General features: G+C 61.4%; 22 protein-coding genes and 2 tRNA genes. 7 read left to right on the top strand and 17 right to left on the bottom strand.

Going from position 1 to position 25,338, the window contains the following annotated elements:
- Nucleotides 1-102: 102 nt before the first annotated feature.
- From PFLQ2_RS06710 to rimO, 4 genes are all read right to left on the bottom strand, one after another.
- Complete coding sequence (locus tag PFLQ2_RS06710; protein ID WP_003184781.1) at nucleotides 103-564, bottom strand: DUF1456 family protein; 462 nt, start codon at nucleotides 562-564, stop codon at nucleotides 103-105.
- Nucleotides 565-621: 57 nt separating this feature from the next.
- Complete coding sequence (locus PFLQ2_RS06715) at nucleotides 622-1,332, bottom strand: rRNA pseudouridine synthase (RefSeq protein WP_003184779.1); 711 nt, start codon at nucleotides 1,330-1,332, stop codon at nucleotides 622-624.
- Between the two features lie 82 nt (nucleotides 1,333-1,414).
- The gene (locus tag PFLQ2_RS06720; RefSeq protein ID WP_003184776.1) at nucleotides 1,415-1,888 is read right to left on the bottom strand and encodes an acetyltransferase; all 474 of its coding nucleotides are present in this window, start codon (nucleotides 1,886-1,888) and stop codon (nucleotides 1,415-1,417) included.
- Nucleotides 1,889-2,146: 258 nt separating this feature from the next.
- Nucleotides 2,147-3,487: a 30S ribosomal protein S12 methylthiotransferase RimO gene (gene rimO, locus PFLQ2_RS06725; RefSeq protein ID WP_003184774.1), complete on the bottom strand. Its 1,341-nt coding sequence runs from the start codon at nucleotides 3,485-3,487 to the stop codon at nucleotides 2,147-2,149.
- 335 nt (nucleotides 3,488-3,822) lie between these two features.
- Between rimO and PFLQ2_RS06730 the strand changes: the two genes are divergently transcribed.
- The 3 genes from PFLQ2_RS06730 (at nucleotide 3,823) to PFLQ2_RS28115 (ending at nucleotide 6,435) form a co-directional block, all read left to right on the top strand.
- Nucleotides 3,823-5,664: a potassium transporter Kup gene (locus PFLQ2_RS06730; protein ID WP_371261223.1), complete on the top strand. Its 1,842-nt coding sequence runs from the start codon at nucleotides 3,823-3,825 to the stop codon at nucleotides 5,662-5,664.
- A gap of 181 nt (nucleotides 5,665-5,845) precedes the next feature.
- Nucleotides 5,846-6,136, top strand: a complete 291-nt coding sequence (locus tag PFLQ2_RS28120; protein WP_033046236.1) for a Phd-YefM — start codon at nucleotides 5,846-5,848, stop codon at nucleotides 6,134-6,136.
- Nucleotides 6,137-6,147: 11 nt separating this feature from the next.
- Complete coding sequence (locus PFLQ2_RS28115) at nucleotides 6,148-6,435, top strand: type II toxin-antitoxin system RelE family toxin (protein ID WP_033046235.1); 288 nt, start codon at nucleotides 6,148-6,150, stop codon at nucleotides 6,433-6,435.
- A gap of 56 nt (nucleotides 6,436-6,491) precedes the next feature.
- Here the strand turns inward: PFLQ2_RS28115 and PFLQ2_RS06735 are convergent, their stop codons facing one another.
- From PFLQ2_RS06735 to PFLQ2_RS06750, 4 genes are all read right to left on the bottom strand, one after another.
- Nucleotides 6,492-7,781 carry a virulence factor family protein gene (locus PFLQ2_RS06735; protein WP_003184769.1) on the bottom strand — a complete coding sequence of 430 codons (1,290 nt, stop codon included), beginning with the start codon at nucleotides 7,779-7,781 and terminating at the stop codon, nucleotides 6,492-6,494.
- Entirely contained in the window at nucleotides 7,781-10,423 is a 2,643-nt protein-coding gene (mprF, locus tag PFLQ2_RS06740) for a bifunctional lysylphosphatidylglycerol flippase/synthetase MprF (protein ID WP_003184767.1), read from the bottom strand. The genes PFLQ2_RS06735 and mprF overlap by 1 nt, the downstream gene beginning before the upstream one ends.
- Nucleotides 10,424-10,573: 150 nt before the next feature.
- Nucleotides 10,574-10,650, bottom strand: a tRNA-Met gene (locus tag PFLQ2_RS06745).
- Between the two features lie 230 nt (nucleotides 10,651-10,880).
- Nucleotides 10,881-10,957, bottom strand: a tRNA-Met gene (locus PFLQ2_RS06750).
- Between the two features lie 281 nt (nucleotides 10,958-11,238).
- Here PFLQ2_RS06750 and dinB point away from each other — a divergent pair.
- Nucleotides 11,239-12,300 carry a DNA polymerase IV gene (dinB, locus tag PFLQ2_RS06755; RefSeq protein WP_003184765.1) on the top strand — a complete coding sequence of 354 codons (1,062 nt, stop codon included), beginning with the start codon at nucleotides 11,239-11,241 and terminating at the stop codon, nucleotides 12,298-12,300.
- Between the two features lie 158 nt (nucleotides 12,301-12,458).
- Here dinB and PFLQ2_RS06760 read toward each other — a convergent pair whose 3' ends face one another.
- The 4 genes from PFLQ2_RS06760 to PFLQ2_RS06775 form a co-directional block, all read right to left on the bottom strand.
- On the bottom strand, nucleotides 12,459-13,412 hold the full coding sequence (locus PFLQ2_RS06760; protein WP_003184762.1) for a hypothetical protein: 954 nt from the start codon (nucleotides 13,410-13,412) through the stop codon (nucleotides 12,459-12,461).
- 17 nt (nucleotides 13,413-13,429) lie between these two features.
- A complete protein-coding gene (locus tag PFLQ2_RS06765) occupies nucleotides 13,430-15,145 on the bottom strand; it encodes a proline--tRNA ligase (RefSeq protein WP_003184760.1) in 1,716 nt (571 codons plus the stop codon).
- Nucleotides 15,146-15,274: 129 nt separating this feature from the next.
- On the bottom strand, nucleotides 15,275-16,834 hold the full coding sequence (locus PFLQ2_RS06770; protein ID WP_003184757.1) for an AmpG family muropeptide MFS transporter: 1,560 nt from the start codon (nucleotides 16,832-16,834) through the stop codon (nucleotides 15,275-15,277).
- A gap of 44 nt (nucleotides 16,835-16,878) precedes the next feature.
- Complete coding sequence (locus PFLQ2_RS06775; protein ID WP_003184755.1) at nucleotides 16,879-17,232, bottom strand: MGMT family protein; 354 nt, start codon at nucleotides 17,230-17,232, stop codon at nucleotides 16,879-16,881.
- 154 nt (nucleotides 17,233-17,386) lie between these two features.
- Between PFLQ2_RS06775 and PFLQ2_RS06780 the strand changes: the two genes are divergently transcribed.
- Complete coding sequence (locus PFLQ2_RS06780; protein WP_003184754.1) at nucleotides 17,387-18,394, top strand: DUF481 domain-containing protein; 1,008 nt, start codon at nucleotides 17,387-17,389, stop codon at nucleotides 18,392-18,394.
- A gap of 195 nt (nucleotides 18,395-18,589) precedes the next feature.
- Here the strand turns inward: PFLQ2_RS06780 and PFLQ2_RS06785 are convergent, their stop codons facing one another.
- Complete coding sequence (locus PFLQ2_RS06785; protein ID WP_002554837.1) at nucleotides 18,590-18,799, bottom strand: cold-shock protein; 210 nt, start codon at nucleotides 18,797-18,799, stop codon at nucleotides 18,590-18,592.
- A gap of 354 nt (nucleotides 18,800-19,153) precedes the next feature.
- On the opposite strand from PFLQ2_RS06785, the gene dcd reads away from it, so the two are divergent.
- Together dcd and PFLQ2_RS06795 are read left to right on the top strand one after the other, a co-directional pair.
- Nucleotides 19,154-19,720 (top strand): dCTP deaminase, encoded by a 567-nt coding sequence (gene dcd, locus PFLQ2_RS06790; protein ID WP_003184751.1) that lies wholly within the window; start codon nucleotides 19,154-19,156, stop codon nucleotides 19,718-19,720.
- Between the two features lie 101 nt (nucleotides 19,721-19,821).
- A complete protein-coding gene (locus tag PFLQ2_RS06795; protein WP_003184748.1) occupies nucleotides 19,822-20,028 on the top strand; it encodes a hypothetical protein in 207 nt (68 codons plus the stop codon).
- A 35-nt stretch (nucleotides 20,029-20,063) separates the two neighbouring features.
- Here PFLQ2_RS06795 and pdeM read toward each other — a convergent pair whose 3' ends face one another.
- The 4 genes from pdeM to PFLQ2_RS06815 all read right to left on the bottom strand — a co-directional run bounded on the left by pdeM (nucleotide 20,064) and on the right by PFLQ2_RS06815 (nucleotide 25,334).
- Nucleotides 20,064-20,720 carry a ligase-associated DNA damage response endonuclease PdeM gene (gene pdeM, locus PFLQ2_RS06800; RefSeq protein ID WP_003184746.1) on the bottom strand — a complete coding sequence of 219 codons (657 nt, stop codon included), beginning with the start codon at nucleotides 20,718-20,720 and terminating at the stop codon, nucleotides 20,064-20,066.
- Complete coding sequence (locus tag PFLQ2_RS06805; protein WP_003184744.1) at nucleotides 20,720-23,206, bottom strand: ligase-associated DNA damage response DEXH box helicase; 2,487 nt, start codon at nucleotides 23,204-23,206, stop codon at nucleotides 20,720-20,722. Before PFLQ2_RS06805 ends, pdeM begins: the two co-directional genes overlap by 1 nt.
- A 231-nt stretch (nucleotides 23,207-23,437) precedes the next feature.
- Nucleotides 23,438-24,202, bottom strand: coding sequence for an ABC transporter ATP-binding protein (locus PFLQ2_RS06810; protein WP_003184742.1), 765 nt, complete (start codon nucleotides 24,200-24,202; stop codon nucleotides 23,438-23,440).
- Between the two features lie 13 nt (nucleotides 24,203-24,215).
- Nucleotides 24,216-25,334 (bottom strand): succinylglutamate desuccinylase/aspartoacylase family protein, encoded by a 1,119-nt coding sequence (locus tag PFLQ2_RS06815; protein WP_003184740.1) that lies wholly within the window; start codon nucleotides 25,332-25,334, stop codon nucleotides 24,216-24,218.
- Nucleotides 25,335-25,338 lie beyond the last annotated feature (4 nt).

Here is a 25,338-nt window from a genome sequence, read left to right as displayed (position 1 = left end):
CGGCCCCCTGGTTTTGTCTGACACACCGCAAGGGGACGCTGCGCGTCCAGCGGGAGCAAGCTCCCTCGCCACAGAAGCCCTATGCACGTCAGCTTTTGGAAATCAGCCGCGAATGCGCAGCGTCAGGCCCTTGAGGAAGTTGCGCAGCAACTGGTCGCCACACGGGCGGTAGTTGGTATGGCCGAACTTGCGGAACAGCGCGCTCAGCTCCGGCTTGGAAACCGGGAACTCGGCGGCCTTGAGGATGGCGTGCATGTCGTCTTCCTTCAGCTCGAAGGCCACCCGCAGTTTCTTGAGGATGATGTTGTTGGTCACCGGCACTTCGATCGGCTGCGGCGGACGGCTTTCGTCCTTGCCGCGCTTGAAGATCACCAGGCCATCGAGAAAGTGCGCCATGACATCATCAGGGCAGAAGACGAAGCCTTCTTCCTCGTCTTTCTTGAGGTAGCCCGCCAGATCCGCCAGGGTCACGTCCAGGCCGCCCAGCTTGATGATCTCGATGACTTTCTTGTCGCTGATGTCGAGCATGTAGCGCACGCTGCGCAGTACGTCGTTGTGAATCATGTGTGCAGTCCTGATCAATCGGCAGTGGGCGCCCCAGTTCGGTGCGGCGCCGGAAAATTAGAATTTCTCTTTGGCAGAGAGGTAGCGCCATTGGCCCAGCGGCACCTTGCCGATGGATACGCCGCCGATGCGGATGCGGCGGATAGCGACCACTTTGAGGCCGACCGCCTGGCAAAACAGCGCGATCACGCCTGGCTGCGGGTTTTTCATGGCAAAGCGCAGGCGGTTCTCGTTCTGCCAGCTGGCCTTGACCGCCGGCAGCTCCTTGCCCTTGTAGGTCAGGCCGTGGTTCAGGCGATTGAGACCGTGGGCGACCATCTCGCCTTCGACTTCCACCACGTATTCCTGCTCGATCTTCGCGGCGTCGGCGGTGAGTTTGCGCAGGATCTTCCAGTCCTGGGTGAACACCAGCAGCCCGCTGGCGTTGGCCTGCAGGTCGGCGCTGGCGGTCAGGCGCAGGAAGTGTCCCTTGAGCGGTCGCTTGCTGAAGCGGTGTTCTTCGCTCAGGGTCTCTGGCCCCAGGGAGGCCATCGCGGTATCCACATCGGTGCCCGCCGGGACGTTCAGCAGGATGGTCACCGGCTCCGGCGCGGTAGCCTTGGCCTCAGGGTCGAGTTCGACTTTCTGGGTGCCGACCTTGAACTGCGGCTCGTCGATCACTTCGCCGTCTACGGTGACCCAGCCGCCCTCAATGAACAGCTCAGCCTCCCGACGGGAACAGCCGACGAGTTCGATGAGGCGTTTGGAGAGACGAATCGGGTCAGTCATGACAAGGCCGTAACAAAAAGAGGGTGAGCATTGTACCTGCCTGGCGCCGGTTAATCGCGGGTCCATTTGCGTCGTGTGGCTTTTAGCCGCGCCGAGCCTTCAGGTCGGGTTGTTTGTAGCGCATGTGCAGCAGAGGGTAGGGCTGGCCCATGCCGTCCCGTTCCGAGCGGCCGACCACTTCGAAGCCTTGCTTGAGATAAAAACCCAGGGCTTGCGGGTTCTGTTCGTTGACGTCCAGTTGATCGGCGTTCAGCTGTTCCATGGCGTAGTGCAGCAGTTGCTTGCCCAGGCCTTGGCCACGGTGCTGCGGGTCGATGAAGAGCATCTCGATCTTGCCGGCCGCAACACCGGCGAACCCGGTGATCCGCTGGCGAGCGTCGCGGGTGCAAATGAGCATCACTGCGTCCAGGTAACGGGTGAGCACCAGGTTTTTCAGCAGTTCGATGTAGCTGTCTGGCAAGAAGTCGTGGGTGGCTCGCACTGACGCCTCCCACACCTGGGTCAGTTCCTGGTAATCGCTTGGTTTCGGTGTGTGGATGACCGAATGCTGACGCATGCCCGCCTGTTCCTTGTGCTGGAAACCTTGATTCTTCATACGATAGCCGTAAAAAAGCCCTGCATCTTGTCGCAAGAGCAGGGCTTTTAAATTTTTTCGATGTGGCGAGTCAACGAGCTGTGAGTACAGAATCTGTGGCGAGGGAGCTTGCTCCCGCTGGGCAGCGTAGTGGCCCCCTTTTTTAGCGATTGCTGCGCAATCGAGCGGGAGCAAGCTCCCTCGCCACAAAAGCCAGCTCGGCTTAAGCCCGAGCCTGGATCAACCGATCTGTTCAGCCCACAAGTCATACTCATCGGCATCGGTCACCTTGCACCAGACCTTGTCACCCGGCTTGAGGTTGCTGCCGTTGTCGATGAAAACGTTGCCGTCGATTTCCGGGGCGTCGAAGAAGCATCGGCCTACGGCGCCTTGCTCGTCCACTTCATCCACCAGCACTTCGATCTCACGGCCGATGCGCATCTGCAGGCGGGCCGAGCTGATGGCCTGTTGGTGCGCCATGAAGCGCTCCCAACGGTCCTGCTTGACGTCGTCCGGCACCACGTCCAGGTCCAGGTCGTTGGCCGGTGCGCCTTCCACGGGCGAGTACTGGAAGCAGCCGACGCGGTCGAGCTGGGCTTCGGTCAGCCAATCCAGCAGGTACTGGAAGTCTTCTTCGGTCTCACCGGGGAAGCCGACAATGAAGGTCGAACGGATGATCAGGTCCGGGCAGATTTCACGCCAGTTTTTGATGCGGGCCAAGGTCTTGTCTTCGAACGCCGGACGTTTCATGGCCTTGAGGACTTTCGGGCTGGCGTGCTGGAACGGGATGTCCAGGTACGGCAGGATCTTGCCGGCGGCCATCAGCGGGATCAGTTCGTCGACGTGCGGGTACGGATAGACGTAATGCAGACGGACCCAGACGCCGAGGGTGCTGAGGGCTTCGCACAGTTCGGTCATGCGGGTTTTCACCGGTGCGCCGTTCCAGAAGCCGGTGCGGTATTTCACATCGACGCCGTAGGCGCTGGTGTCTTGGGAGATCACCAGCAGCTCTTTGACACCGGCCTTGACCAGGCGCTGGGCCTCGTCGAGCACATCGCCCACCGGGCGGCTCACCAGCTTGCCGCGCATCGACGGGATGATGCAGAAACTGCAGCTGTGGTTGCAGCCTTCGGAGATCTTCAGGTAGGCGTAGTGGCGCGGGGTCAGCTTGATGCCTTGTGGCGGCACCAGGTCGATCAACGGGTTGTGATCCTGGCGCGGCGGCACGACGTCGTGCACGGCATTGACCACTTGCTCGTACTGCTGCGGACCGGTCACGGCCAGCACGCTCGGGTGCACGTTGCGGATGTTGCCTTCTTCCACGCCCATGCAGCCGGTGACGATGACTTTGCCGTTTTCCTTGATGGCTTCGCCGATGACTTCCAGGGACTCGGCCTTGGCCGAATCGATGAAACCACAGGTATTGACCACTACCACGTCGGCGTCCTGGTAGGTGGACACAACGTCATAGCCTTCCATGCGCAGCTGGGTGAGGATGCGCTCGGAGTCGACCAGAGCCTTCGGGCAACCCAGGGATACGAAGCCAACCTTGGGATTGGCTGGCGCGATAGTGGTGGACATGTCTAACCTCGGTGTAGGGGGATCGTCTCTTGCCGAGACAGGACGCCTGAACGCGCCTCTGATCAAAAAGTGCGCAATTCTATCCAGGGTCGACGCAGTTGACCAGCTTTATACCGGGAAATGCGACGAGTGCTGCGCTATGCTTCGCGCCTTTGCGTATCGGCTGTTTCTACAGTCAATAAAACGTCTGTAACAATAAGTGAAACGGCGCATGCTGCACGCATCAAGCAGCGTGCTTCGTTCAAGCTGGCAGGTCTGGGAATCAGGAGTGTTGGATGGGTCATGCAAGTAGTCAGGTGGCGGGCGCCGAGCATTCGGCAACTAAGCCGCTGAGCATGCTGGTCGCGGCGGTCGGAGTGGTTTATGGCGACATCGGCACGAGCCCGTTGTACACCCTCAAGGAAGTGTTCTCCGGCGGCTACGGCGTACCGGTCAACCACGACGGCGTGTTGGGGATTCTCTCGCTGATTTTCTGGTCGTTGATCTGGGTCGTGTCGATCAAGTACATGATGTTTGTCTTGCGGGCCGACAACCAGGGTGAGGGCGGCATCATGGCACTTACCGCCCTGGCGCGGCGAGCGGCTGCGGGGCGGGCACGGCTGCGCACGTTCCTGGTGGTCTGCGGCTTGATCGGCGCGGCGCTGTTCTACGGCGACAGTATGATCACCCCAGCGATCTCGGTGCTTTCGGCCATCGAGGGCCTTGGCCTGGCGTTTGACGGCATCGATCACTGGGTGGTGCCGCTGTCGCTGGTGGTGCTGGTTGGGCTGTTCCTGATCCAGAGCCACGGCACCGCGCGGATCGGCATCCTGTTCGGCCCGATCATGGTCACCTGGTTCCTGGTGCTCGGCGCCCTGGGTGTGTACGGCATCATTCAACACCCGGAAGTGCTACAGGCGGTAAACCCAGCCTGGGCTGTGCGTTTCTTCGTCGTCCATCCGGGCATGGGCGTGGCAATTCTCGGCGCCGTGGTGCTGGCGCTGACCGGCGCCGAGGCGCTGTACGCCGACATGGGCCACTTCGGCCGCAAGCCGATCGCACGCGCCTGGTTCATCCTGGTGTTGCCGGCTTTGGTACTCAACTATTTCGGCCAGGGCGCGTTGTTGCTCGGTGACCCGGAAGCGGCGCGCAACCCGTTTTATCTGTTGGCACCAAGCTGGGCGCTGATTCCGTTGGTGGGCCTGTCGACGATGGCTACGGTGATCGCTTCGCAAGCGGTGATTTCCGGCGCTTTCTCCCTGACTCGCCAAGCGATCCAGCTCGGTTATATCCCGCGCATGTATATCCAGCACACCTCCAGCGCCGAGCAGGGCCAGATCTACATCGGCGCCGTGAACTGGTCGCTGATGGTCGGGGTAGTGCTGCTGGTGCTGGGTTTCGAGTCTTCCGGCGCGCTGGCATCGGCCTACGGGGTAGCGGTAACCGGCACCATGCTGATGACCACGATCCTGGTCTCGGCCGTGATGTTGCTGTTGTGGAAATGGCCACCGCTGTTGGCGGTCCCGGTATTGCTCGGTTTCCTATTGGTGGATGGCCTGTACTTCGCCGCCAACGTGCCGAAGATCATCCAGGGCGGCGCATTTCCGGTAATCGCCGGCATTGCGCTGTTTGTGCTGATGACCACCTGGAAGCGCGGCAAGCAATTGCTTGTGGAACGCCTGGACGAAGGCGCGTTGCCGCTGCCGATCTTCATCAGCAGTATCCGCGTGCAACCTCCTCACCGCGTGCAAGGCACCGCTGTGTTCCTGACTGCGCGCTCGGATGCCGTGCCCCATGCGCTGTTGCACAACCTGCTGCATAACCAGGTGCTGCACGAACAAGTGGTGTTGCTCACCGTTGTCTACGAAGACATCCCGCGGGTGCCACCGCAGCGACGCTTCGAGGTCGATGCCTATGGCGAAGGGTTCTTCCGGGTGATCCTGCACTTCGGTTTCACCGACGAGCCGGACGTACCGCAGGCGCTCAAGCTCTGCCATCTGGATGACCTGGACTTCAGCCCGATGCGCACGACCTACTTCCTCAGCCGCGAAACCATTATCGCCTCCAAGCTCGAGGGCATGGCCCGTTGGCGCGAGATGTTGTTTGCCTTCATGCTGAAAAACGCCAACGGCAATTTGCGTTTCTTCAATCTACCGCTTAACCGGGTGATCGAGCTGGGGACGCAGGTCGAGATGTAGGCCTGGAAAAAAGCCCCCGTTGCCTTGCGGCAGCGGGGGCTTTTTTGTAAGCACAGGTTTTCCATGGTGTGCAATCGGTCGGAAGCAGTTTTTACAACTTGATTTATACGTGCCGAGGCGCAACACTTTGCGCATAAAGGTGTGTATAAAAATACGCAAAATACTGTGTTGGAGAAGAGCGATGGCAGCGCTATTAGAACGAGCTGATCAAGCGGTATCCGTAACAGCGATGGTTCGGGGCTTCAGTGCGAAGCTCAAGGAAATATCGAGTCGTACAACCGAAAGGCTGGTGATCTTCAAAGATAATGAGCCCGCTGCAGTCATTATCAACGTTGAGGCTTATCAGGAGATGCTTGATGAGCTGGAAAATCTTCGCGTTGAGGCGACAGCTCGCGAGCGATTGATCGGTTTTGATCAGGCCAAGGCCATCAGCCATGAGGCTATGCGGGCGCGATACGCCAAAAACGACTGAAGGAGCGGTGAATGGTTTGGGGCGTGATCTACCATCCGGAGGTTCAAAACGATCTGGATCAGCTGGGGGCGGCTTCGGCGAACCGTATCCTTGATGTCATCGAGGAGCGGATTATCAAAGGAGAGCCGGACAAAACCGGTAAACCGCTCAGAGCTAGCCTCGCGGGATGTCGGAGAATTAGAACAGGCGACACGCGTATTGTTTATAGAGTCGATGGGAAGGCGATTCAGGTGCTGATCGTGGCCGTTGGCGCTCGGCGGGATAAGGAAGTGTACGATGCGGCAGAGCGTCGTCTTTAGACAAAAGCCCCCGTTACCTTGTGGTAGCGGGGGCTTTTTTTCAGGCTTGCATCAAATCATTGGTCGGCAGGCTTGTTCTGCCGCTTGTTGATCTCATCGACCAGCCGCTTGGCCAGGGCCGGGTAGTTTTCGTCGAAGTGATGGCCGCCCGGCAGTTTGATCGCTTCGCCGACGGCGGTCTTGTCGGTGCAGCCGCTTTCGTCTGCCTCTTCGCCGCCGTAGATGCACACCACTTTCTCGGCAGGCAGCTTGGCCATCTCCGGGCCGGTGGCGGCTTCGGTGCCGGCGTTGCCCAGCCAGCCTTCGACTTCGATCTCGAAGCTGCCGGTACGGGCGAAGGCCAGCAGGATAATCGCATCGACCCGCTGTTGCTCGGTGGCCGGCAAGCGGTTGTAGATGGCTGGCAAGACGTCGGCGCCGAAGGAGTAGCCGGTCAGGATGAAGCGCTTGGCGCCCCAGATCTGGCGGTAGTGCTGCATCAGCTCAGCAAGGTCCACGGCGCTCTGCTCGGGGCTCTTGTGTTGCCAGTAGTAACGCAGGGTATCGATGCCGACGACCGGGTAGCCGATCTTCGCCATCTCGTCAGCCACATCGCGGTCCAGGTCACGCCAGCCGCCGTCTCCGGAAAGAAACAGGGTCACGGTATCCCGCGCCTGGCTGGTGGGCACTTCGACCACCGGAATGCTCAGGCCACCCTTGCCCTTGTCGGCACCCACGAGGATCTTGCGCAGTTCGTTGTTCAGCACCTGCGGCAGGTTGATGTCGTAGTCGCTGATGCTGGTTTCGGCATTTGGCTGATCCCGCACGAAACCGGCGCTGGTGTCGTCGGGGTTATCGTTCCAGGCCACCAGCCAGTGGCCGTGGGCGGCGCTTTTTGGCAGCAGGTGCGTGCAGCCGGGTTTTTCCAGGGCCAGGTCCACCGAAACAGCCTTGGCCTTGTCATCCTTCTGTTCCGCCAGCCAGCGCCAGGCCAGCACAGCGCCCGGGCCGATACCGCTGACCAGCGTGGCCGGCCCCTGGAGCTGCCGCAGCCCCGCCTGCAGGGCGCGACCTTGCAGCATGCAGTCCTTGGGCAGGATCACCTGGACGATCTGCGCCGAGCCGCTGCGGCTGAGGGTCGTCAGTTGCGTGTCGCTGAGTTTCTGGTCTTCATTGACGGCTACCAACACTTGGGCGCGGGGCTTGGTGCCGGGGATGACCCGGGTCATCGGTACGCCGTCGGAGGGTTCCAGTTGTTCCAGGGTGGGTTGTGGGGCCGGGCGGCTCCAGTACCAATAACCGCCGCCGAGAATCACTGCCAGCACCAGCAGGGCGGCCACTACGTATCGCCAGGAGCGTTGCATCATCAGCGTTTCACCAGTCCAGTCAGGCCGCCTGCAATCAGGGCGGCAGTATCGGCCAGCGCCACCAGCGGATCGAGTCCGGCGGGCACGGCCATGTAACGAGGTTCCCAGTCAGGCTGGAATTTGTCTTTGAAGCGGCGCAGCCCCTGGAAGTTGTAGAGCTGCTCGCCACGGCGAAACACCATCGAACCCAGGCGCTGGGTCAGCGGTGCACCGCGACGTGGTTGCAGGCCCGACAGTGGGACCATGCCGAGGCTGAAGCGGGCGAAGTCATGGTTTTTATAATGCTGGATCAGGCCGACCATCATGAATTCCATGGTCAGCTTGGGAGCGTCCGGGTGAGCACGCATCAGGTCGAGGCTCGCCAGGTCATGGCTGTGGGTTTCAAGCAGATTGGCGAACGCCACCGGGCGGCCTTCGAAGCGGATCACCGCGATGCGGAAGTGCTTGAGGTAGTCATCGCTGAAGCGGCCCAGCGAGAAGCCTTTCTCGCGGACATTCTTGCCGGTCAGCCAGGCATCGGAAATGACCTTGAGCTCATCCATTGGCGCCTGGCCCGGCTCGTGGATCTCCAGCGACAAGCCGTCGCGGGTGCCCCGATTCCAGGTGTAGCGCAGATCCTTCATCTCCTTGCCCTTGGCTTCCAGATCGAAACGCTTGAGATCGACCCGTGCCTCTTCACCCAGCTTGATTGCGGTCAAGCCGATGTCCATGTAGTACGGCAGGTTCTCGGCGCGCACCTGATAAAACACCGGGCGGGCATGGTAGATGTCACACAGGTCGCGGAACTGCCAGATCATTTCGGCCCGTTGCTGGGTGGGGCCGATCGGGTCGTACAGCGCCACCAGGCTGCGTCCACGGCGGGCATACATCAGGAACGCCGCGTCGTTGGGGTGAAACAGCAACGCCTTGTCGCCGGTCAGCGCCAGGCCACCGTCGGGTTGCGAGGAGGCCATGAGGATCGTCTTGGCTCGCTCCAGCTCCTCTGCAGTGGGCAAGTGGATGATCGGCCGCGCCGTGCGCAGCAGCCAGGTCAGCGACACCACCACCAACAGCACCGCAGCGCCCAGCAACGAGCGCAGGCCGCGAGGGGCATCGGCATCGAGGGTGAACTGCCACCACAGTTGATGGCTGTAGGGTACGTCCTGGTACGCGAACAGCAGCAGCCAGATCGACGCGCCGAGCACGCAGAGACTGGCGATCAGGAAAAGTGGGGAAAACGGCAGTTCAGTCAGGCGACTCGGGCGATAAAACGAGCGTCGGAATATCGCCAGCAGGGCGGCGGTGAGTGTCAGCAGCGTGGCTTCTTCCCAGTCGAAGCCCTTGAGCAGCGAGAGCAGGGCGCCTACCAGCAGCAGGATGGTGGTCAGCATCCAGGCCGCCGACAAGCGGCGACGCAGGCCCTGGGCGAGCAGCAGGCACAGCACGCCCACCAGGCTGGCGCCGAAGTGGGAGGCATCCACCAGCCGATGCGGGATCAGAAAACCGATGTGCTCCAGACGGGTATCGATTTCCGGCGTCACGCCGGAAAACAGCAGCACCACGCCTGACAGGAACACCAGCACCGCCAGGATCGGCGCGGCGAAACCCGACGCTACCCGCAGGGTCTGGCGCGTCTGGAACAGCCGCTGAGCCTCATTGATCAACAGCAACACGCAGGCCACCAACATCGGTAGCAGCACGTAGATCAAGCGATACAGCAGCAGGGCGGCGGCCAGCGGCGCGGCCCCGAGTTTGTCGGCGAACGCGGCCAGCAGAATCGCTTCGAACACGCCGACCCCGCCCGGTACATGACTGAGCACACCGGCGGCCAGCGCCAACAGGTAAACCAGCAGGAAGGCGCCGAACGGTGGCGCTTCGGGCAGCAACAGGTACAACACGGTGGCGGCGGCCGCGACGTCCAGGGCGGTAATGACCAGTTGCAGGAAGGTCAGGCGCCGGCCTGGCAGGCGCAACGTACGGCGGCCGGCCTTGACCAGGAGGCTGTGCCGATGGGGCTGTTCCGGCAATCGCCGACGATAGATGCCGATGGCCAGCACGCTCATGAGCAACAGCACCGCCACCGAAATCGCGCCCAGCAGGGCGGCTGGAAGATGCAGTGCGGCAGACGCGGCAGGCAAATTGCTGAGCGTTGCCAGTGCCGCCAGCGGTGGCAGCGCGCAGCCCAGGGACAGGCTGGCGAACAAAGTCATGTGGGCGACGTCAGAGGCTCCCAGGCCATGGCGCGCATACAGGCGGTAGCGAACCGAACCGCCGGACAATAAGGACAGGCCGATGGCGTTACCAATGGCAAAGGCAGTGAAGCCGCCGAGGATCATGGTCGGGGGCGGCAGTGTCACCCCGGCATAGCGGGTGGCGGACCATTCATAGCCCAGAAGAATGATGAAGCCCACCACCGTAGCGGCAATCGCGCCGAGCAGCGCTGGCCGAGGCACCTCCAGGATGGAGTCGTGCAGCGCGTATAGATCGAGCTCGCTCAGCAGATGGCGGCAGGCTATCAATGCAATCGCAAACAACAGCAGCGTGACGGCAAGGCCGATAGGCTGGCGATACTGGCTGATCCGATCCAGCCAGCGCAATTGCTCGGCCTTGATCGGTTGTGTCGCAGTAACGGAGTCTTGCGGGTCAGACGAGTGGGCGCGCATCAATCACCTCTTGAGCTATGCGCGACAGGATGGGGGTATCCAGCCAAGTTACCAATCCCTGCGGCAGAAAATAATTACAAAAAATTTGTAATGAAGCTTTTTCGCCAGACACAAAAAAGGCCACTCTTTCGAGCAGCCTTTCTTGATATTTGGTTGCGGGAGCCGGATTTGAACCGACGACCTTCGGGTTATGAGCCCGACGAGCTACCAGACTGCTCCATCCCGCGTCTGTGTGGCGGCATTCTACAGGCGAACGCCTCAGTGTCAACCGTTAAAAGATCGCGGGGTCAAATAAACGACCGATCCGCCTCTTATCGGCGTAAATGCTCGGAATCAAAAGAAATTGTCCTACAGTCTGGTGCGGTGAGGGTGGCCGCGGCCGACCCTTTCAGCGCCACGAGTACAAAACCCCCGCGCACAAAAAAGGCCACTCTTTCGAGTAGCCTTTTTTGATGTTTGGTTGCGGGAGCCGGATTTGAACCGACGACCTTCGGGTTATGAGCCCGACGAGCTACCAGACTGCTCCATCCCGCGTCTGTGTGTCGGCATTCTACAGAGGATCTTGCTGCTGTCAACCCTCGTGTTATAAAAAACTGTTCCGCTTCAAGCGCTTAGCCACGGGGAAAGGCTTGTGACAACGCTGTGACGCAGGCCTGGCAAGGGTTGGCGCTCTATCGAACGGTTCGCGGCGATTGAAGAAATAAATTTATGTAGGATCTTTCGGCTCTAAACGAAGGATCCTTCAAACTACTGGTGCTATATACAGGTGCCGATGCGATACTGTCGGCCCGACTCGTCGCACGCTCCGCTTCTTTATGACGCAACGTAAAATCATCCACGTCGACTGTGACTGTTTCTATGCCGCCATTGAGATGCGGGATGACCCTCGGCTGGCCGGAAAACCACTGGCCGTGGGAGGCTCGGCGGATCGGCGAGGGGTGATTGCCACCTGTAACTACGAAGCGCGGGCCTACGGTGTGCGTTCGGCCATGTCATCCGGTCATGCCTTGAAGCTCTGTCCGGACCTAACCATCGTCAAGCCCCGGATGGAGGCTTATCGGGAGGCATCCAAGGAAATTCATACGATCTTCAGCGATTACACTGACCTGATCGAGCCGCTGTCCCTGGATGAGGCATACCTGGACGTTTCCGCCAGTGCCCATTTCGGTGGCAGCGCCACGCGTGTCGCCCAGGACATTCGTCGGCGTGTTTCCAATCAGTTGCACATCACCGTGTCGGCCGGCGTCGCACCGAACAAATTCCTGGCCAAGATTGCCAGTGACTGGAAAAAGCCCAACGGCCTGTTCGTCATCACCCCGGACCAGGTCGAGGATTTCGTCTCGGCCCTGCCCGTCAACAAGCTCCATGGCGTGGGCAAGGTCACCGCTGACAAATTGAACAGGCTCGGCATCGTCGATTGTTTGCAGTTGCGTCAGTGGGACAAGCTGGCGCTGGTGCGCGAATTCGGCAGTTTTGGCGAGCGGCTCTGGAGTCTGGCCCGTGGGATCGATGAGCGCCTGGTACATAACGACAGCCGAAGGCAGTCCATCAGCGTGGAAAATACCTACGATGTCGACCTGCCGGACCTGGCGAGCTGCCTCGACAAGCTGCCGGAACTGATGCAAACCCTCAGCGGGCGCATGGCGCGGATCGACAGCAGTTATCGGCCGGGCAAACCGTTCGTCAAAGTGAAGTTTCACGACTTCACCCAGACCACGCTGGAACAAGCCGGGGCGGGGCGGGACCTGGGTAGCTACCAGCTGTTATTGACCCAGGCGTTCAACCGTGGCGGCAAACCGGTGCGATTGTTGGGCATAGGGGTGCGGCTGGAGGATTTGCGGGGTGGGTTCGAGCAGTTGGAGTTGTTTGAGCGGTAAGGCCTGGCCTGGTGGCGAGGGAGCTTGCTCCCGCTGGCCTGCGAAGCGGCCCTGAAATCTGCCGCCTCGGTATGTCAGATAAATTCGGTCAGCCGCTATTGGGGCTGCTGCGCAGCCCAGCGGGAGCAAGCTCCCTCGCCACCGAGGTGTTCTGCCCTTCAGTTAACGCCCGGGTCCGCGACCAATCGGCCGCCATCCTTGGTCAGCGCCTTGATGAACTCGGCCTGCAGCTCCGGATCGTTGCGCGTCAGCTCGATCAGGCTCTGTTCCAGTTCGCTGGCCTCTTCCTCGAGCCCCAGCTCGGACAAACGTTTGACCCGATGCACCCATTGGCTCACCTCGTCGTCTTCCAGGTCGTCGTAGATCAGCGCATGGGCTTCCACCAGCTTGCTGCGCAAGGTGCTGCTGATGCTCAGGGATGAGTCGGTGTGCACCTCGTCCTGGGCGTCCGTCACGCTGATCTGCAATTTGCCGAACTGGCTCAGGTCCTGTTCGGCGAACGGGCTTTCCAGCAGGTTCAAGCGCAGCACGCCGTTACGGTCGGTGCTCAGCTCGAAGGTCTGCCGGGCGGCCTTGACCTCCACAGGGCGTTCGCTCCAGGGCAGGCTCGAATGTTCCGTGCGCTTGTCGCGCTGGACTTCGTCGATGCCCGCCAGGTTCTGCTGGGCACGGCCATGGGACGGCACGTTCATGAACGGGTTGAGCCCGGCAACACCGTAGCTGATCCAATCATGGGTCACCGTTTCCGGCAGGTTGCCCAAGGCGAACACGTTGACCACATTCGCGCCGACACCGGCCACCACGGCCACCGCACCCAGGGGGATCTCGTAGACTTCCCGCCACGGTTGGTAAGGTGTGTAGCGATCATAATGGCGAGTCACTTCGAACTCGGTGACTTCGAAGGTTTTTTGCTCATTGATTCGCACTCGACGTTGCGGCAGGTCGAGCACCTTGGGTTCGCCCACGTCGATCTGCAAGCTGTGGTCAAGCAGTTTGCGCTCGACCCGCTCTTCGTGCTCGCTGCGCTGTGACATATGGTTGGCACAGCCGCTGACCAGCAGGGCGCCGCACAAGGCGGCGCCACCGAGGCCTAAGGTGTTTCGCTTGAACATGACGTCTCTATCTGGTGTCAGCGGCGGATACGGGCCTGGAGGAAGGACAGCACGTCAGCGACCGGCAGCGCTTGCGGCTCGGCCTCGGTACGGCTCTTGTATTCCAGGTTGCCTTCGGCCAGGCCACGATCACTGACGACGATCCGGTGTGGGATGCCGATCAGTTCCATGTCTGCGAACTTGATGCCGGGGCTGGTTTTTTTGTCGCGATCATCCAGCAGCACTTCGAAGCCGGCCGCAGTCAGTTCGCCGTAGAGCTTGTCGGTGGCTTCGCGCACCAGGTCGGTCTCGTAGCGCAGCGGCACCAGGGCGATCTGGAAGGGCGCCAGTGTGTCGCTCCAGATAATCCCTTTCTCGTCGTTGTTCTGTTCGATGGCCGCTGCTACCACGCGGGAAACGCCGATGCCGTAGCAACCCATTTCCAGGGTGACCGGCTTGCCGTTCTCGCCCAGCACTTCGCACTTCATCGCCTTGCTGTACTTGTTGCCCAGCTGGAAGATGTGCCCGACTTCGATGCCCCGCTTGATTTCCAGGGTGCCCTTGCCGTCCGGGCTCGGATCGCCGGCCACGACGTTGCGCAGGTCCGCCACGGTTGGAACGGGCAGGTCACGCTCCCAGTTCACGCCGAAATAGTGCTTGTCGTCGACGTTGGCGCCGATGGCGAAGTCGCTCATCAGTTCCACCGAGCGGTCGATGATGATTGGCAACGGCAGGTTCAGTGGGCCGAGGGAGCCAGCACCGGCGCCGATGGCGTCGCGCAGTTCCGCTTCGGTGGCCATGACCAGTGGGCTGGCAACGCCGGGCTGGTTGGCGGCCTTGATTTCGTTCAGCTCATGGTCGCCACGGATGATCAGGGCAATCAACTTGCCTTCTTCTTCCGCCCGCACGATCAGGGTCTTGATGGTGCGCTCGATGGGCAGGTTGTAGCCTTCCACCAGTTGGGCAATGGTCTTGGCGTTCGGTGTGTCCACCAGGCGCAGTTCTTCTGTCGGCGCGGCGCGGGAGGTTTCCCGTGGCACGGCTTCGGCTTTCTCGATGTTGGCGGCGTAGTCGGAGCCATTGCTGAAGACGATGTCGTCTTCGCCGGACTCGGCCAGCACGTGGAATTCATGGGAGCCGGCGCCGCCGATGGAGCCGTTGTCGGCTTCAACCGAGCGGAATTTCAAGCCCAGGCGGGTGAACACGTTGCAGTAGGCCTGGTGCATGCGGTCATAGGTGACTTGCAGCGATGCCAGGTCGGCATGGAACGAGTAGGCGTCCTTCATGATGAATTCGCGACCGCGCATCAGGCCGAAGCGTGGACGGATCTCGTCACGGAATTTGGTCTGGATCTGGTACAGGTTGATTGGCAGCTGCTTGTAGCTGCTCAACTCGTTGCGCATCAGGTCGGTGATGACTTCTTCGTGAGTCGGGCCTGCACAGAAGTCGCGACCGTGGCGATCCTTGATGCGCAGCAGCTCAGGGCCGTACTCTTCCCAGCGCCCCGATTCCTGCCACAGCTCGGCCGGTTGGGTGCTCGGCATCAACACTTCCAGAGAGCCGGCGGCGTCCATTTCCTCGCGGACGATGGCTTCCACTTTGCGCATGACCCGCAGGCCCATCGGCAGCCAGGTATACAGGCCGGAGGCGAGTTTGCGGATCATGCCGGCACGCAGCATCAACTGATGGCTGATCACGACGGCGTCGGAAGGCGTTTCTTTCTGTGTGGCGAGCAAAAATTGACTGGTGCGCATGGTTGGCCGTTGTCGGTTGCTGATGACGAGAAGTGACGGAGCATTGTACGGGCGAGATGCCTTGGCGTACAGGCGCGTGGCCGGTCGCCAGGCGCGAACGCCGGTTTCGCCGGCGTTTGCTGAAGTTTCCTACGATTCTTCCGCCGGTCGAGTAGGCGTCGGTTCGGCAGTGGCGGCCGAGCCCTGGCGCCGGTTCTCCTGATACCAGTGCAGGGCGATCAGCAGCAGGGTCGGAACGCCCAGCAGCGCGGTGATCAGGAAGAAATTGTGATAGCCGAATTTCTCCACCATTACCCCGGAATAACCACCAATCAGCCGCGGCAGCAACAGCATGATCGAGCTGAGCAGGGCGTATTGGGTGGCGGAGAACTTCAGGTTGGTCAGGCTCGACAGGTAGGCGACGAACGCCGAAGTGGCCAGGCCGGAGCTGAAGTTATCCAGGGAGATGGTGAGGATCAGCATCTTCAGGTTGGCGCCCATGTCGGTGAGCATCAGGAAGAGGATGTTGGTGCCAGCCGAGGCGACCCCACCGATGAACAGGATCGGCAGGATGCCGAAGCGTACGATCAGCAGGCCGCCCATGCCGGCACCGACGAGGGTCATGATCAGCCCGAAGATCTTGCTGACACTGGCGATCTGGTCCTTGGTGAAGCCCTGGTCGATGTAGAACACGTTGGCCATGACGCCCATGACCGTATCGGACATCCGGTAAGTCGCGATCAGCCCAAGCAGCAAAAGGGCTTGCCAGCGGTACCGCAGGATAAAGTCGTTGACCGGCGTCAGCACCGGCGCCAGCCCGCGACGGCCCATGCCCGACAGGCAAAGCGCGGTCAGGATGATGTAGAGGATGGCCCGCAGAAAGGCACGGTCCTGCAGCAGCAGGTCCAGCAGGCTGACCCCTTCGAACAGTACGCTGGCGAAATCGGTGTTGTAGAGCTGGGTAAACATCGCCGGGACGGACACCAGCAGCACGATCAGCACGAACACCGACGCCAATTGGTGAACGAACGTGTAGCGCCCGGCCTGCAATTGCGTGCGCAGCGGCACCGGCGGTTCGCGCATGAGCAGCGAGGTGAGCAGCGCCGGGACCATCAAGACGCCGAACAGCAGGTAGGTGCCGGCCCAGGCCGAGTGCTTATAGTTGAAGCCGGTAGAGCCAAAACCTTCGGCGAAGAACAGGGCGCCGGCAGTGGCTAGCAGCGCGGCGACGCGATAGCCGGACATGTAGCTGGCGGCGAGGGCGGCCTGGCGCGTGTCGTCGGCGATTTCCAGGCGATAGGCATCGACGGCGATGTCTTGGGTGGCTGAGGCGAAAGCCACGATGACGGCAATGGCGATCAGCCAGGACAGGTGTTTTTGCGGGTCGCAGAAGCCCATGCCGATCAGGCCGAGGATGACCAGGGCCTGGGAAAGCACCAGCCAGGACCGGCGACGCCCCAATTTACCGAGCAGTGGCAGGCGCCACTGGTCGAGCAAGGGTGACCAGACCCATTTAAAGGCGTACGCCAGGCCGATCAGGCTCGCATAGCCAATGGTTTCACGGGCGACACCGGCTTCGCGCAGCCAGACCGAAAGCGTGGAAAACACCAGCATGTATGGCAAGCCGGCGGCGAAGCCAAGCAGCAACAGCACGAGCGTCGAGGGACTGGCATAGGCGGCGAGGGCGGCGCGCCAGGTTTTACGGGGCATGGGCTGGAGTCTGCCTCAAAAATTGCGAAAACAAAGCGCGCACTCTAACCGCTGTGCTCTACCGGGCGCCAGCCATGGCGCTGAATATCAACACGATTATTCAGGACACTGATCCCCTCCGTGCGCAGGCGCGCGCGTTGTTCGTCTCCCGAGGCGCTGCCTGCGGGCAGGCTGATCCGACCGCCGGCGGCGAGCACCCGATGCCAGGGCAGTTTCGTGTCGCTCGGTAATTGGCTGAGGGTGCGCCCGACCCAGCGCGCGGCCCGGCCCAGGCCAGCCATTTCGGCGAGCTGGCCATAAGTGACGACTTTGCCCGCCGGCACCTGTGCCAGGGTCAGGTAAAGGGTGGTGCGGCGGATCTGGGCAGCGTTCTCGGCCGCCGCTGGGGTGTCAGTCACGTAAAGGCTTCCTGAGGGCTCCGTCTGTAGATTAATTCCTACAGGGCTGGTTGAGAAATGAACTCATTACATATAAGCGGGTCAGTCGTTGCTAAGGTGTCGTCCTGGGGGATAATGCCGCCTTTTCACCGAAAACTTGAGCCCATTATCGCTTATGTTGTGCAGAACCTTGCTGTGCCTAGCTGTTACCAGCGCCTCCATGCCTTTGCTTGCCGATACCGTCTGGTTGAAGAACGGCGACAAGCTCAGCGGCAAGATTACCGTTTTCGATGGCGGCAAATTGCTGATCCAGACCGAATACGCCGGTGCGATTCCCATCGATTGGAAGCAGGTCAAGACCCTGGAGAGCGACCAGCAATTGCTGGTCAAGCAGGATGCCTATAGCGGCGAAAAAGCCAAGGCACTGCATGCTGCCGAGGATGGCAAGGTGACCTTGGCCAATGGTGACGCGCCCAAGACCGTCGACTTGGCAAGTATCCAGCAAATCCTCAAGCCCAAGCCGGTGGTCGAAGATCTGGTGTGGAAAGGCAATATCGACGCCGCGCTGGATTATCAGCGTGCGGAAAACGATACCGACGATTACGACATCGACTTCAAGACCTCCGCACGCCACGGCAGATGGCGGCATACCGCCGAAGGCGAATACAACCGTGAATTCCAGGACGACGTGGTGTCTGCGGACAACTGGCGGTTGGAGTATTCCCTCGACCGGTTCCTGACGGACAAATGGTTCTGGCAGGGTCGCTTGAACTACAAACGCGACAAAGTCGAAGACCTGGCCCGTCAGCGCGTCGTGGGTACCGGTCCCGGCTATCAATTCTGGGACGACGAGCTGGGTGCGTTCTCGCTGGGTTCGCTGCTCAACCGCACCGATTATGAATACCGTGACGGTGGCAAGGACGACTTCTACTCCGTGGCGATGAAATGGGACTACAACCGCTACCTGATCGGCAAGCGCGTCGAGCTCTTCACCAATGGTGAAGTGGGCAAGCCTCTGTCCGGCGTGGCGGACTATGCCTATGACGCCGAGGTCGGCTTGCGCTACAAGGTCACCGATTGGGCGTCGCTCAACCTCAAGGCAGAGAAGGATGTCATCGAGGGCACTGAAGACAGTGACCTGAGCAAGACGCGGTACACGGCTGGATTTGGCGTCACCTGGTAATCCCAGGCCAACACAGACCTTAATGTGGGAGCGGGCTTGCTCGCGAAAGCGGGGTGCCAGTCGCTGTATAGGTGACTGATACGACGCCTTCGCGAGCAAGCTCGCTCCCACAGTTTTTTGTGCGTCAGTAAAAACTGGCAGACACAAAAAAGCCCCGCTTTTGAGGGCGGGGCTTTTTACTAAAGCAAGGACAAGTTAGATAACTTGAACTTCTTCAGCTTGCATGCCTTTCTGACCGCGGGTAGCGATGAAAGAAACCTGTTGGCCTTCTTTCAGGCTTTTGAAGCCGTCGGATTGGATAGCTTTGAAGTGAACAAACAGGTCGTCACCGGATTGTGGGGTGATGAAGCCGAAGCCTTTTTCATCGTTGAACCACTTAACGGTACCAGTTTGGCGATTAGACATGGTGTAACTCCTTGAACAAAGATAACTGCGACTCAGGAAGAACCCTGGCCGAGACTGAGTGCAAAGAGCAGGAAAAATTCTTGTAGATGGTTGGATCGAAATTCAACATATCGTGTAGAGATTCTCAGTGACACAAGCAACACAGTGACGCCACCTTAACCCTTTTTCCGGAACGTGCCAATGGTCTTTGCGAAGGTTTCTCCGATTTGGTGACTGACGGCGCGGATGATGGCCGTCAGGAGCAGGAAATCAAGGGGGATCGGCGAGATTTGTCTGTGGCGCTTTGAACCCGGCCCCGCGGCCCGGTAAGATGCCGGACGTATTTTTTCCACCTCGCTATTTCAGGAAACCGCCATGAGCATCAAATCGGACAAGTGGATTCGCCGCATGGCGCAAGAGCACGGCATGATCGAGCCCTTCGTCGAGCGTCAGATGCGTGGCGAAGGCGCCGACCGGCTGATCTCCTTCGGCGTCTCCAGCTACGGCTACGATGTGCGTTGCGCCGATGAATTCAAGGTATTCACCAATATCAATTCGGCGACCGTCGACCCGAAGAACTTCGACGAGAAAAGCTTCGTCGACGTCAAGAGCGACGTGTGCATCATTCCACCGAACTCGTTCGCCCTGGCTCGCACCGTCGAGTATTTCCGCATCCCGCGCAACGTACTGACCATCTGCCTGGGCAAGAGCACATATGCCCGTTGCGGCATCATCGTCAACGTCACGCCGCTGGAGCCGGAGTGGGAGGGCCACGTGACGCTGGAGTTTTCCAACACGACGACCTTGCCGGCGAAAATCTATGCCAACGAAGGCGTGGCGCAGATGCTCTTCCTTGAATCCGACGAGGAATGCGAAGTGTCCTACAAGGACCGTGGCGGCAAATACCAGGGCCAGCGCGGTGTGACGTTGCCGCGCACCTGATTCGGACGAGCTGTTGGAATTCCTGGGCGGGCAGGCACTCTATTGGGTGTACTGCCCGTTTTTGCGTCAGCGCAACGGGCCCTTCGCTCAGGAGTTGCTCTATGAAGATCGATCCGCGAATCAGTGCCGAACTGGCAAGGCTTGAGCCCAATCAAATTGGCGTCATGGCCTGGTCATTGCTGGCCCACCCTGTCGAAGCGGCGGGCGGCATCCCCGGCCAGCCTGATCCCGATACGCCCAACGAACAGCCCACCGAGCCCGGCGAACCGACGTTGCCGGATGAGCCGCCTCCTGCGCCTGTTGCCTGATTAACGGATGGCCTGTCAGCGAAAGCACGCGATGCTTAGCTGATGGGCCATATTTCGTTATCGCCGATGACAAAAATCCTGCAGTCGTTGTCCTGCTCGACCCGATAGCCGCCCGTGAACGCGCCGAAGGCTGGCAGCAGGCTGATTTCGTGGCCCAGCCGGAAGCACGCCAGGCGCAGGCGCTGCCGACCCTTGCCGCTCAGGTGGTAGACCGGGTGCACATGGCCGGCCAGCACGTGGCGGCTGGGGTGTGGGGTGGGCTCGTGTTGCACGGCGAAGGGGCCGAGCAGCAAAGGCTCCGGAACGACGCGAATGTTCAGCGCTGGCGGTGGGTCGCCGGCGCGTTTGTCATGGTTGCCCCGAATCAGCGTTATCGCCAGGTGCGGATGTCGCTCACGCCAATCGGAAAGCGCCTTCAGGGTGCCGGGCGCGTGAGAACCGGGGCCGTGGAGAAAGTCTCCGAGAAAAATCAACTGTCGACACGGCAGGTTCTCCAGCAAGGCGTCCAGCGCTGCGATGTTGCTGGCGGTCGTGCCGTGGGGGACCGGCTGGCCCAGGCTGCGGTAGGCAGCAGCCTTGCCGAAATGCACATCGGCCACCATCAGGGTTTCCTGGGCGGGCCAGTACAGGGCTTTTTCCGGCAGCAACCAGAGCTCCTCGCCGGCCAGGTTGATGGGATAGGGCGCCGGCATCAGGCGTCACCACGGTCGGCGGTTTTTTCCAGCTGGCTCACCATTCGCCGGATGCGATCGGCGAGTTTTTCCGAGCTCATGCTTTCCCGGAACCGCTCCACCAGCAACGGGAAACCCAGCGGGGTGGGGCGTTTGATGAGATGCAGGTCCAGCTTCAAGGTACTGAGTCGTTCCAAGGTTTGCTCCAATCGATGGATATCCAATTCTTCACGCAAGACTTCCTCCCCGGCTTGGGCGAGCAGCAGGTTGTCGGCGTCGTATTGCTTGAATACCTGGAAAAACAGGCCACTGGACGCCTGGACTTGACGGGTGCTTTTCGGCGCGCCGGGGTAACCGGCGAAGACCAGCCCGGCAATCCGGGCAATTTCTCGAAAGCGCCGCAGGGCCAGCTCCCCGGCGTTCAGGCTCGCGAGCACGTCGGTCAGCAAGTGATCGGCGCCGAGCAATCCGGGGGTGAGGTATCGCGCCCAATCCACCGCCGTGGCGCTGAGCAGTTCCAGCCCGTAATCGTTGACGGCGATGGAAAACGTCACCGGCTGTTGCCGACTGACCCGCCAGGCCAGCAGGCTGGCCAGTCCCAGGTGAACCTGGCGTCCGGCGAACGGGTACAGGAACAGATGCCAGCCTTCCCTGGACTTGAGCGCTTCGGCCAGCAATGTGGTTTGGGTGGGCAAGCCGGACCAGCGTTGCTGAGTCAATAACAGCGGTTGTACGGCGCGCATTTCCGGGCCTTCGAAGCGCCCCGCGGCGGCCTCGCTCAAACGGGCCACGACGGCCGCCGCCAGTTCGCTGGAAAGTGGCATGCGCCCGCCGTTCCAGCGCGGCACGGCAGCTTTCTTGGCCTGGCTGCGGCGTACATAAGCGGTCATGTCCTCCACCCGGACCAGCTCCAGCAATCGGCCGGCGAAGAGAAACCCGTCGCCGGGTCGCAGGCGGGCAATGAAACCTTCTTCCACGCTGCCCAGCGTCTTGCCGCCTCCACCCTTGCTCCAGAATTTCAACTGCAGGCTCGCATCGCTGACGATGGTGCCGATGCTCATGCGATGGCGGCGGGCCAGGCGCGCATCCGGGACACGCCAGATGCCATGTTCGTCCGGCTCGACCCGCCGGTAATCGGGATAAGCGGTCAGCGAGAGGCCACCGTGACGCACGAACGCCAGGGCCCAGGCCCATTCGGCCTGGTTCAGGTCGCGATAGGCCCAGGCGCCGCGTACTTCCTCGAACAATTCTTCGGGAACGAAGCCGCCCCCCAAGGCCATGCTGACCAAGTGCTGTACCAGCACATCCAAGGGCTTGTGGGGCGATTCGCGAGGTTCGATGCGCCGTTGGGCCACGGCATCCTGGGCGGCGGCGGCCTCGATCAGCTCCAGGCTGTGGGTTGGCACCAGGGTCACCCGCGAGGTTCGCCCTGGCGCATGCCCGGAGCGTCCGGCACGCTGCATCAGCCGCGCCACGCCTTTGGCCGAGCCGATTTGCAGCACTCGCTCCACCGGCAAGAAATCCACCCCCAGGTCCAGGCTCGAGGTGCATACCACGGCCTTCAGTTGACCATCCTTCAACGCCCCCTCGACCCAATCCCGGGTGTCGCGGGACAACGAGCTGTGGTGCAACGCGATCAACCCCGCCCAGTCGGGGCGCGCTTCAAGGATCGCCTGATACCAGATTTCGGCTTGGGCTCGGGTGTTGGTGAAGACCAGGCAACTGTTACTGGCATCGATCTCGACGACGACCTGGGGCAGCATCTTTAACCCGATGTGTCCCGCCCACGGAAAGCGTTCCTGTGCCGGGGGCAGCAGCGTGTCGACCAGCAGCGCCTTGCCGTTGGCTCCTTGCACGCTGACGCCGTCGCCTTGCGGGATCAACACCTGCTCGGCGTGGGTCTGGTTGCCCAACGTGGCGGACACACCCCAAACGATCAGCTCGGGATGCCAGTGCCTCAAGCGGGCCAAGGCCAGTTGCAACTGCACCCCCCGTTTGTTGCCGATCAGCTCATGCCATTCGTCCACCACGACCATGCGCAGCGTTGACGTGGCGCTGTGTGCATCGGCCCGGGCAAGCATCAGCGTCAGGCTTTCGGGCGTGGTAATCAGGGCGGTGGGCAGGCGACGACCCTGGCGGGCGCGCTCGTTGGCGCTGGTGTCGCCGGTGCGCAGGCCGACGCTCCAAGGCAGGTCCAGCTCTGCCAGCGGCGCTTCGAGGGCTTTGCCGGTGTCGGCGGCCAATGCGCGCATCGGTGTTATCCACAGGACGGTCAACGGCTCGGCCGGCGGTTTGCGCTTGCGGGGTTTATCCAGTGGTGGGGCGGGGCGGGCGAAACGGTTGAGGGCGGCGAACCATACGGCGTAGGTCTTGCCAGCGCCGGTGCTGGCGTGCAGCAGCCCGGACTCGCCACGCTTGACCGCGCTCCACACCTGTTTTTGAAAGGCGAACGGTTTCCAGCCGCGGGCGCTGAACCACTGGTTTGCGAAGTTGTTGGTTGTCGCCATGCCTGCCGCGCGTGCCCTGAAGGTCCTTCTTCAGTGACCGCGACGGGACAGGAAAGGTTTTATGGCGGAGCGTGCTTTTGTGGCGAGGGAGCGTGCTCCCGCTGGAGGCGCAGCCTCCCCCCGGCAGTGTGTCAATGAAGGACAGGGGGCCGCTTCGCCCCCCAGCGGGAGCAAGCGCCCTCGCCACAAAAACGGCCTGTCCCAAAAGCGGGCTGCCAGGTGTGCCGAGGTTTACTTCAGGTTGCCACTGAGGAACTGCTTGAGCCGTTCACTGGTGGGGTTGCCCAGCACGTCTTCCGGCGCGCCTTCTTCTTCCACCAAGCCTTGGTGCAGGAACAGCACCTGGTTGGAAACTTTGCGGGCGAAGCTCATTTCGTGGGTCACCATGATCATGGTCCGGCCTTCTTCAGCCAAGCCTTGGATCACCTTCAGTACCTCGCCGACCAGCTCCGGGTCCAGCGCCGAGGTGGGTTCGTCGAACAGCATCACTTCCGGCTCCATCGCCAGCGCGCGGGCGATGGCCACGCGTTGTTGCTGGCCGCCGGAAAGGAACGCCGGGTATTGCCCGGCGACCCGCGCCGGCAGGCCGACCTTGTCGAGGTAACGGTGGGCGCGGTCGTCCGCTTCCTGCTTGCTGATCCCCAGCACCCTGCGTGGCGCCATGGTGATGTTTTCCAGCACCGTCATGTGGCTCCACAGGTTGAAGTGCTGGAATACCATGGCCAGGCGCGTGCGGATGCGTTGCAGTTCATCGGCGTCGGCCACGTGCATGCCGTGGCGGTCCTTGATCATCTGGATCGGCTGGCCGTCCAGGCTCATGGCGCCGTCGTTGGGTTGTTCCAGGAAGTTGATGCAGCGCAAGAAGGTGCTTTTGCCCGAGCCGCTGGCGCCAATCAGGCTGATGACGTCGCCGGTCTTGGCCTTGAGCGAAACGCCTTTGAGCACCTCATGTTCGCCATAGCTTTTATGCAGGCCTTCGATGGTCAGTTTGTACATGGAGCATGCATCCTCAAGGCGAAAGTAGGTAGCCGCTGCGGTAGGCTTCGGTGCCGGCGACATGGGCGATCACCATGCCGGCGGTGGCCATGCGGCGCAGCGAACGGGCATATAGCAGCCCGGCGTTACGGCAATGAACGGGAATGACGGTGTCGCTGACCGGGTCGATGATTTCCGCGATCAGTTGCCCCGCCTCCAGGTATTCGCCGGGCAGGACGTTGTAGACCAGCAACCCGCCCACGGGCGTCGCCACCGGCTCGACACCGGCCAGCGGCGTGGCGGGGTAGGGCAGCTCGGGCATGGGCATCGGTTCGCCGTCGATGGCGCCGAAGCGGATCAGGTATTCGATCAATGCCTGGCAGTCGAGGCTCGCCAGACCGTGGTTGACGTCGCCCTGGCCGCGCAATTCCACGGTGACCGAAAAGCTGCCCAAGGGAATTTCGAAGCGGTCGCCGAAGCGTTCCTTGAGCTGCCACCACAGCAACGTGAAGCATTCGTCGAAGGACTGGCCGCCCGAATCGGTGGCCAGCAGGCTGGCTTCGGCACCGATGTAGCGGGCCAGCGGTTCCACCTGTGGCCAGGCCTCGGGCGTGGTGTAGAGGTGGGTCACGGCTTCGAAGTCGCAATGCAGGTCCAGCACCATGTCGGCGTCGCAAGCCAGTCGCTGCAGCACCAGGCGCAGGGATTGCAATTGCGTGCCGGCCGTCTGCCGCGCCAGGGCATCGCGCAGGCTGGTGCGGATCAGCATCAGGTTGTGCTGCGGGTCGTCGCTGAGCAGGTCCTGGATTTCGTTGCCGATCTCCTCGCTCAGGTCGACGAACCGGCGATTGAAGTTCTGCCCGCTCTCCATTTCATAGCGGCCCAGGGGCACGTCCATCAGCACTTGTTCGAGGCCGATGGGGTTGGCGACCGGCACCAGCACGATCTCGTGCCGCAAGTGACCTGACGCCTCCAGCTCCGCCAGGCGTTGCTTGAGGTGCCAGGCGACCAGCATGCCGGGCAGCTCATCGGCGTGCAGGGATGACTGGATGTAGATCTTGCCAACGGCTTTTTCCGGGCCGAAGTGGAAGCTGTGGACCTTGCGTGCAGTTCCTGGCACCGGGGCCTGCAGGTCATGAATCTGGTGGCGCATTTGA

The organism is Pseudomonas fluorescens Q2-87, assembly GCF_000281895.1.
Lineage (GTDB): Bacteria > Pseudomonadota > Gammaproteobacteria > Pseudomonadales > Pseudomonadaceae > Aquipseudomonas > Aquipseudomonas fluorescens_S.
This window is presented reverse-complemented; position numbering and strand designations above follow the sequence as displayed.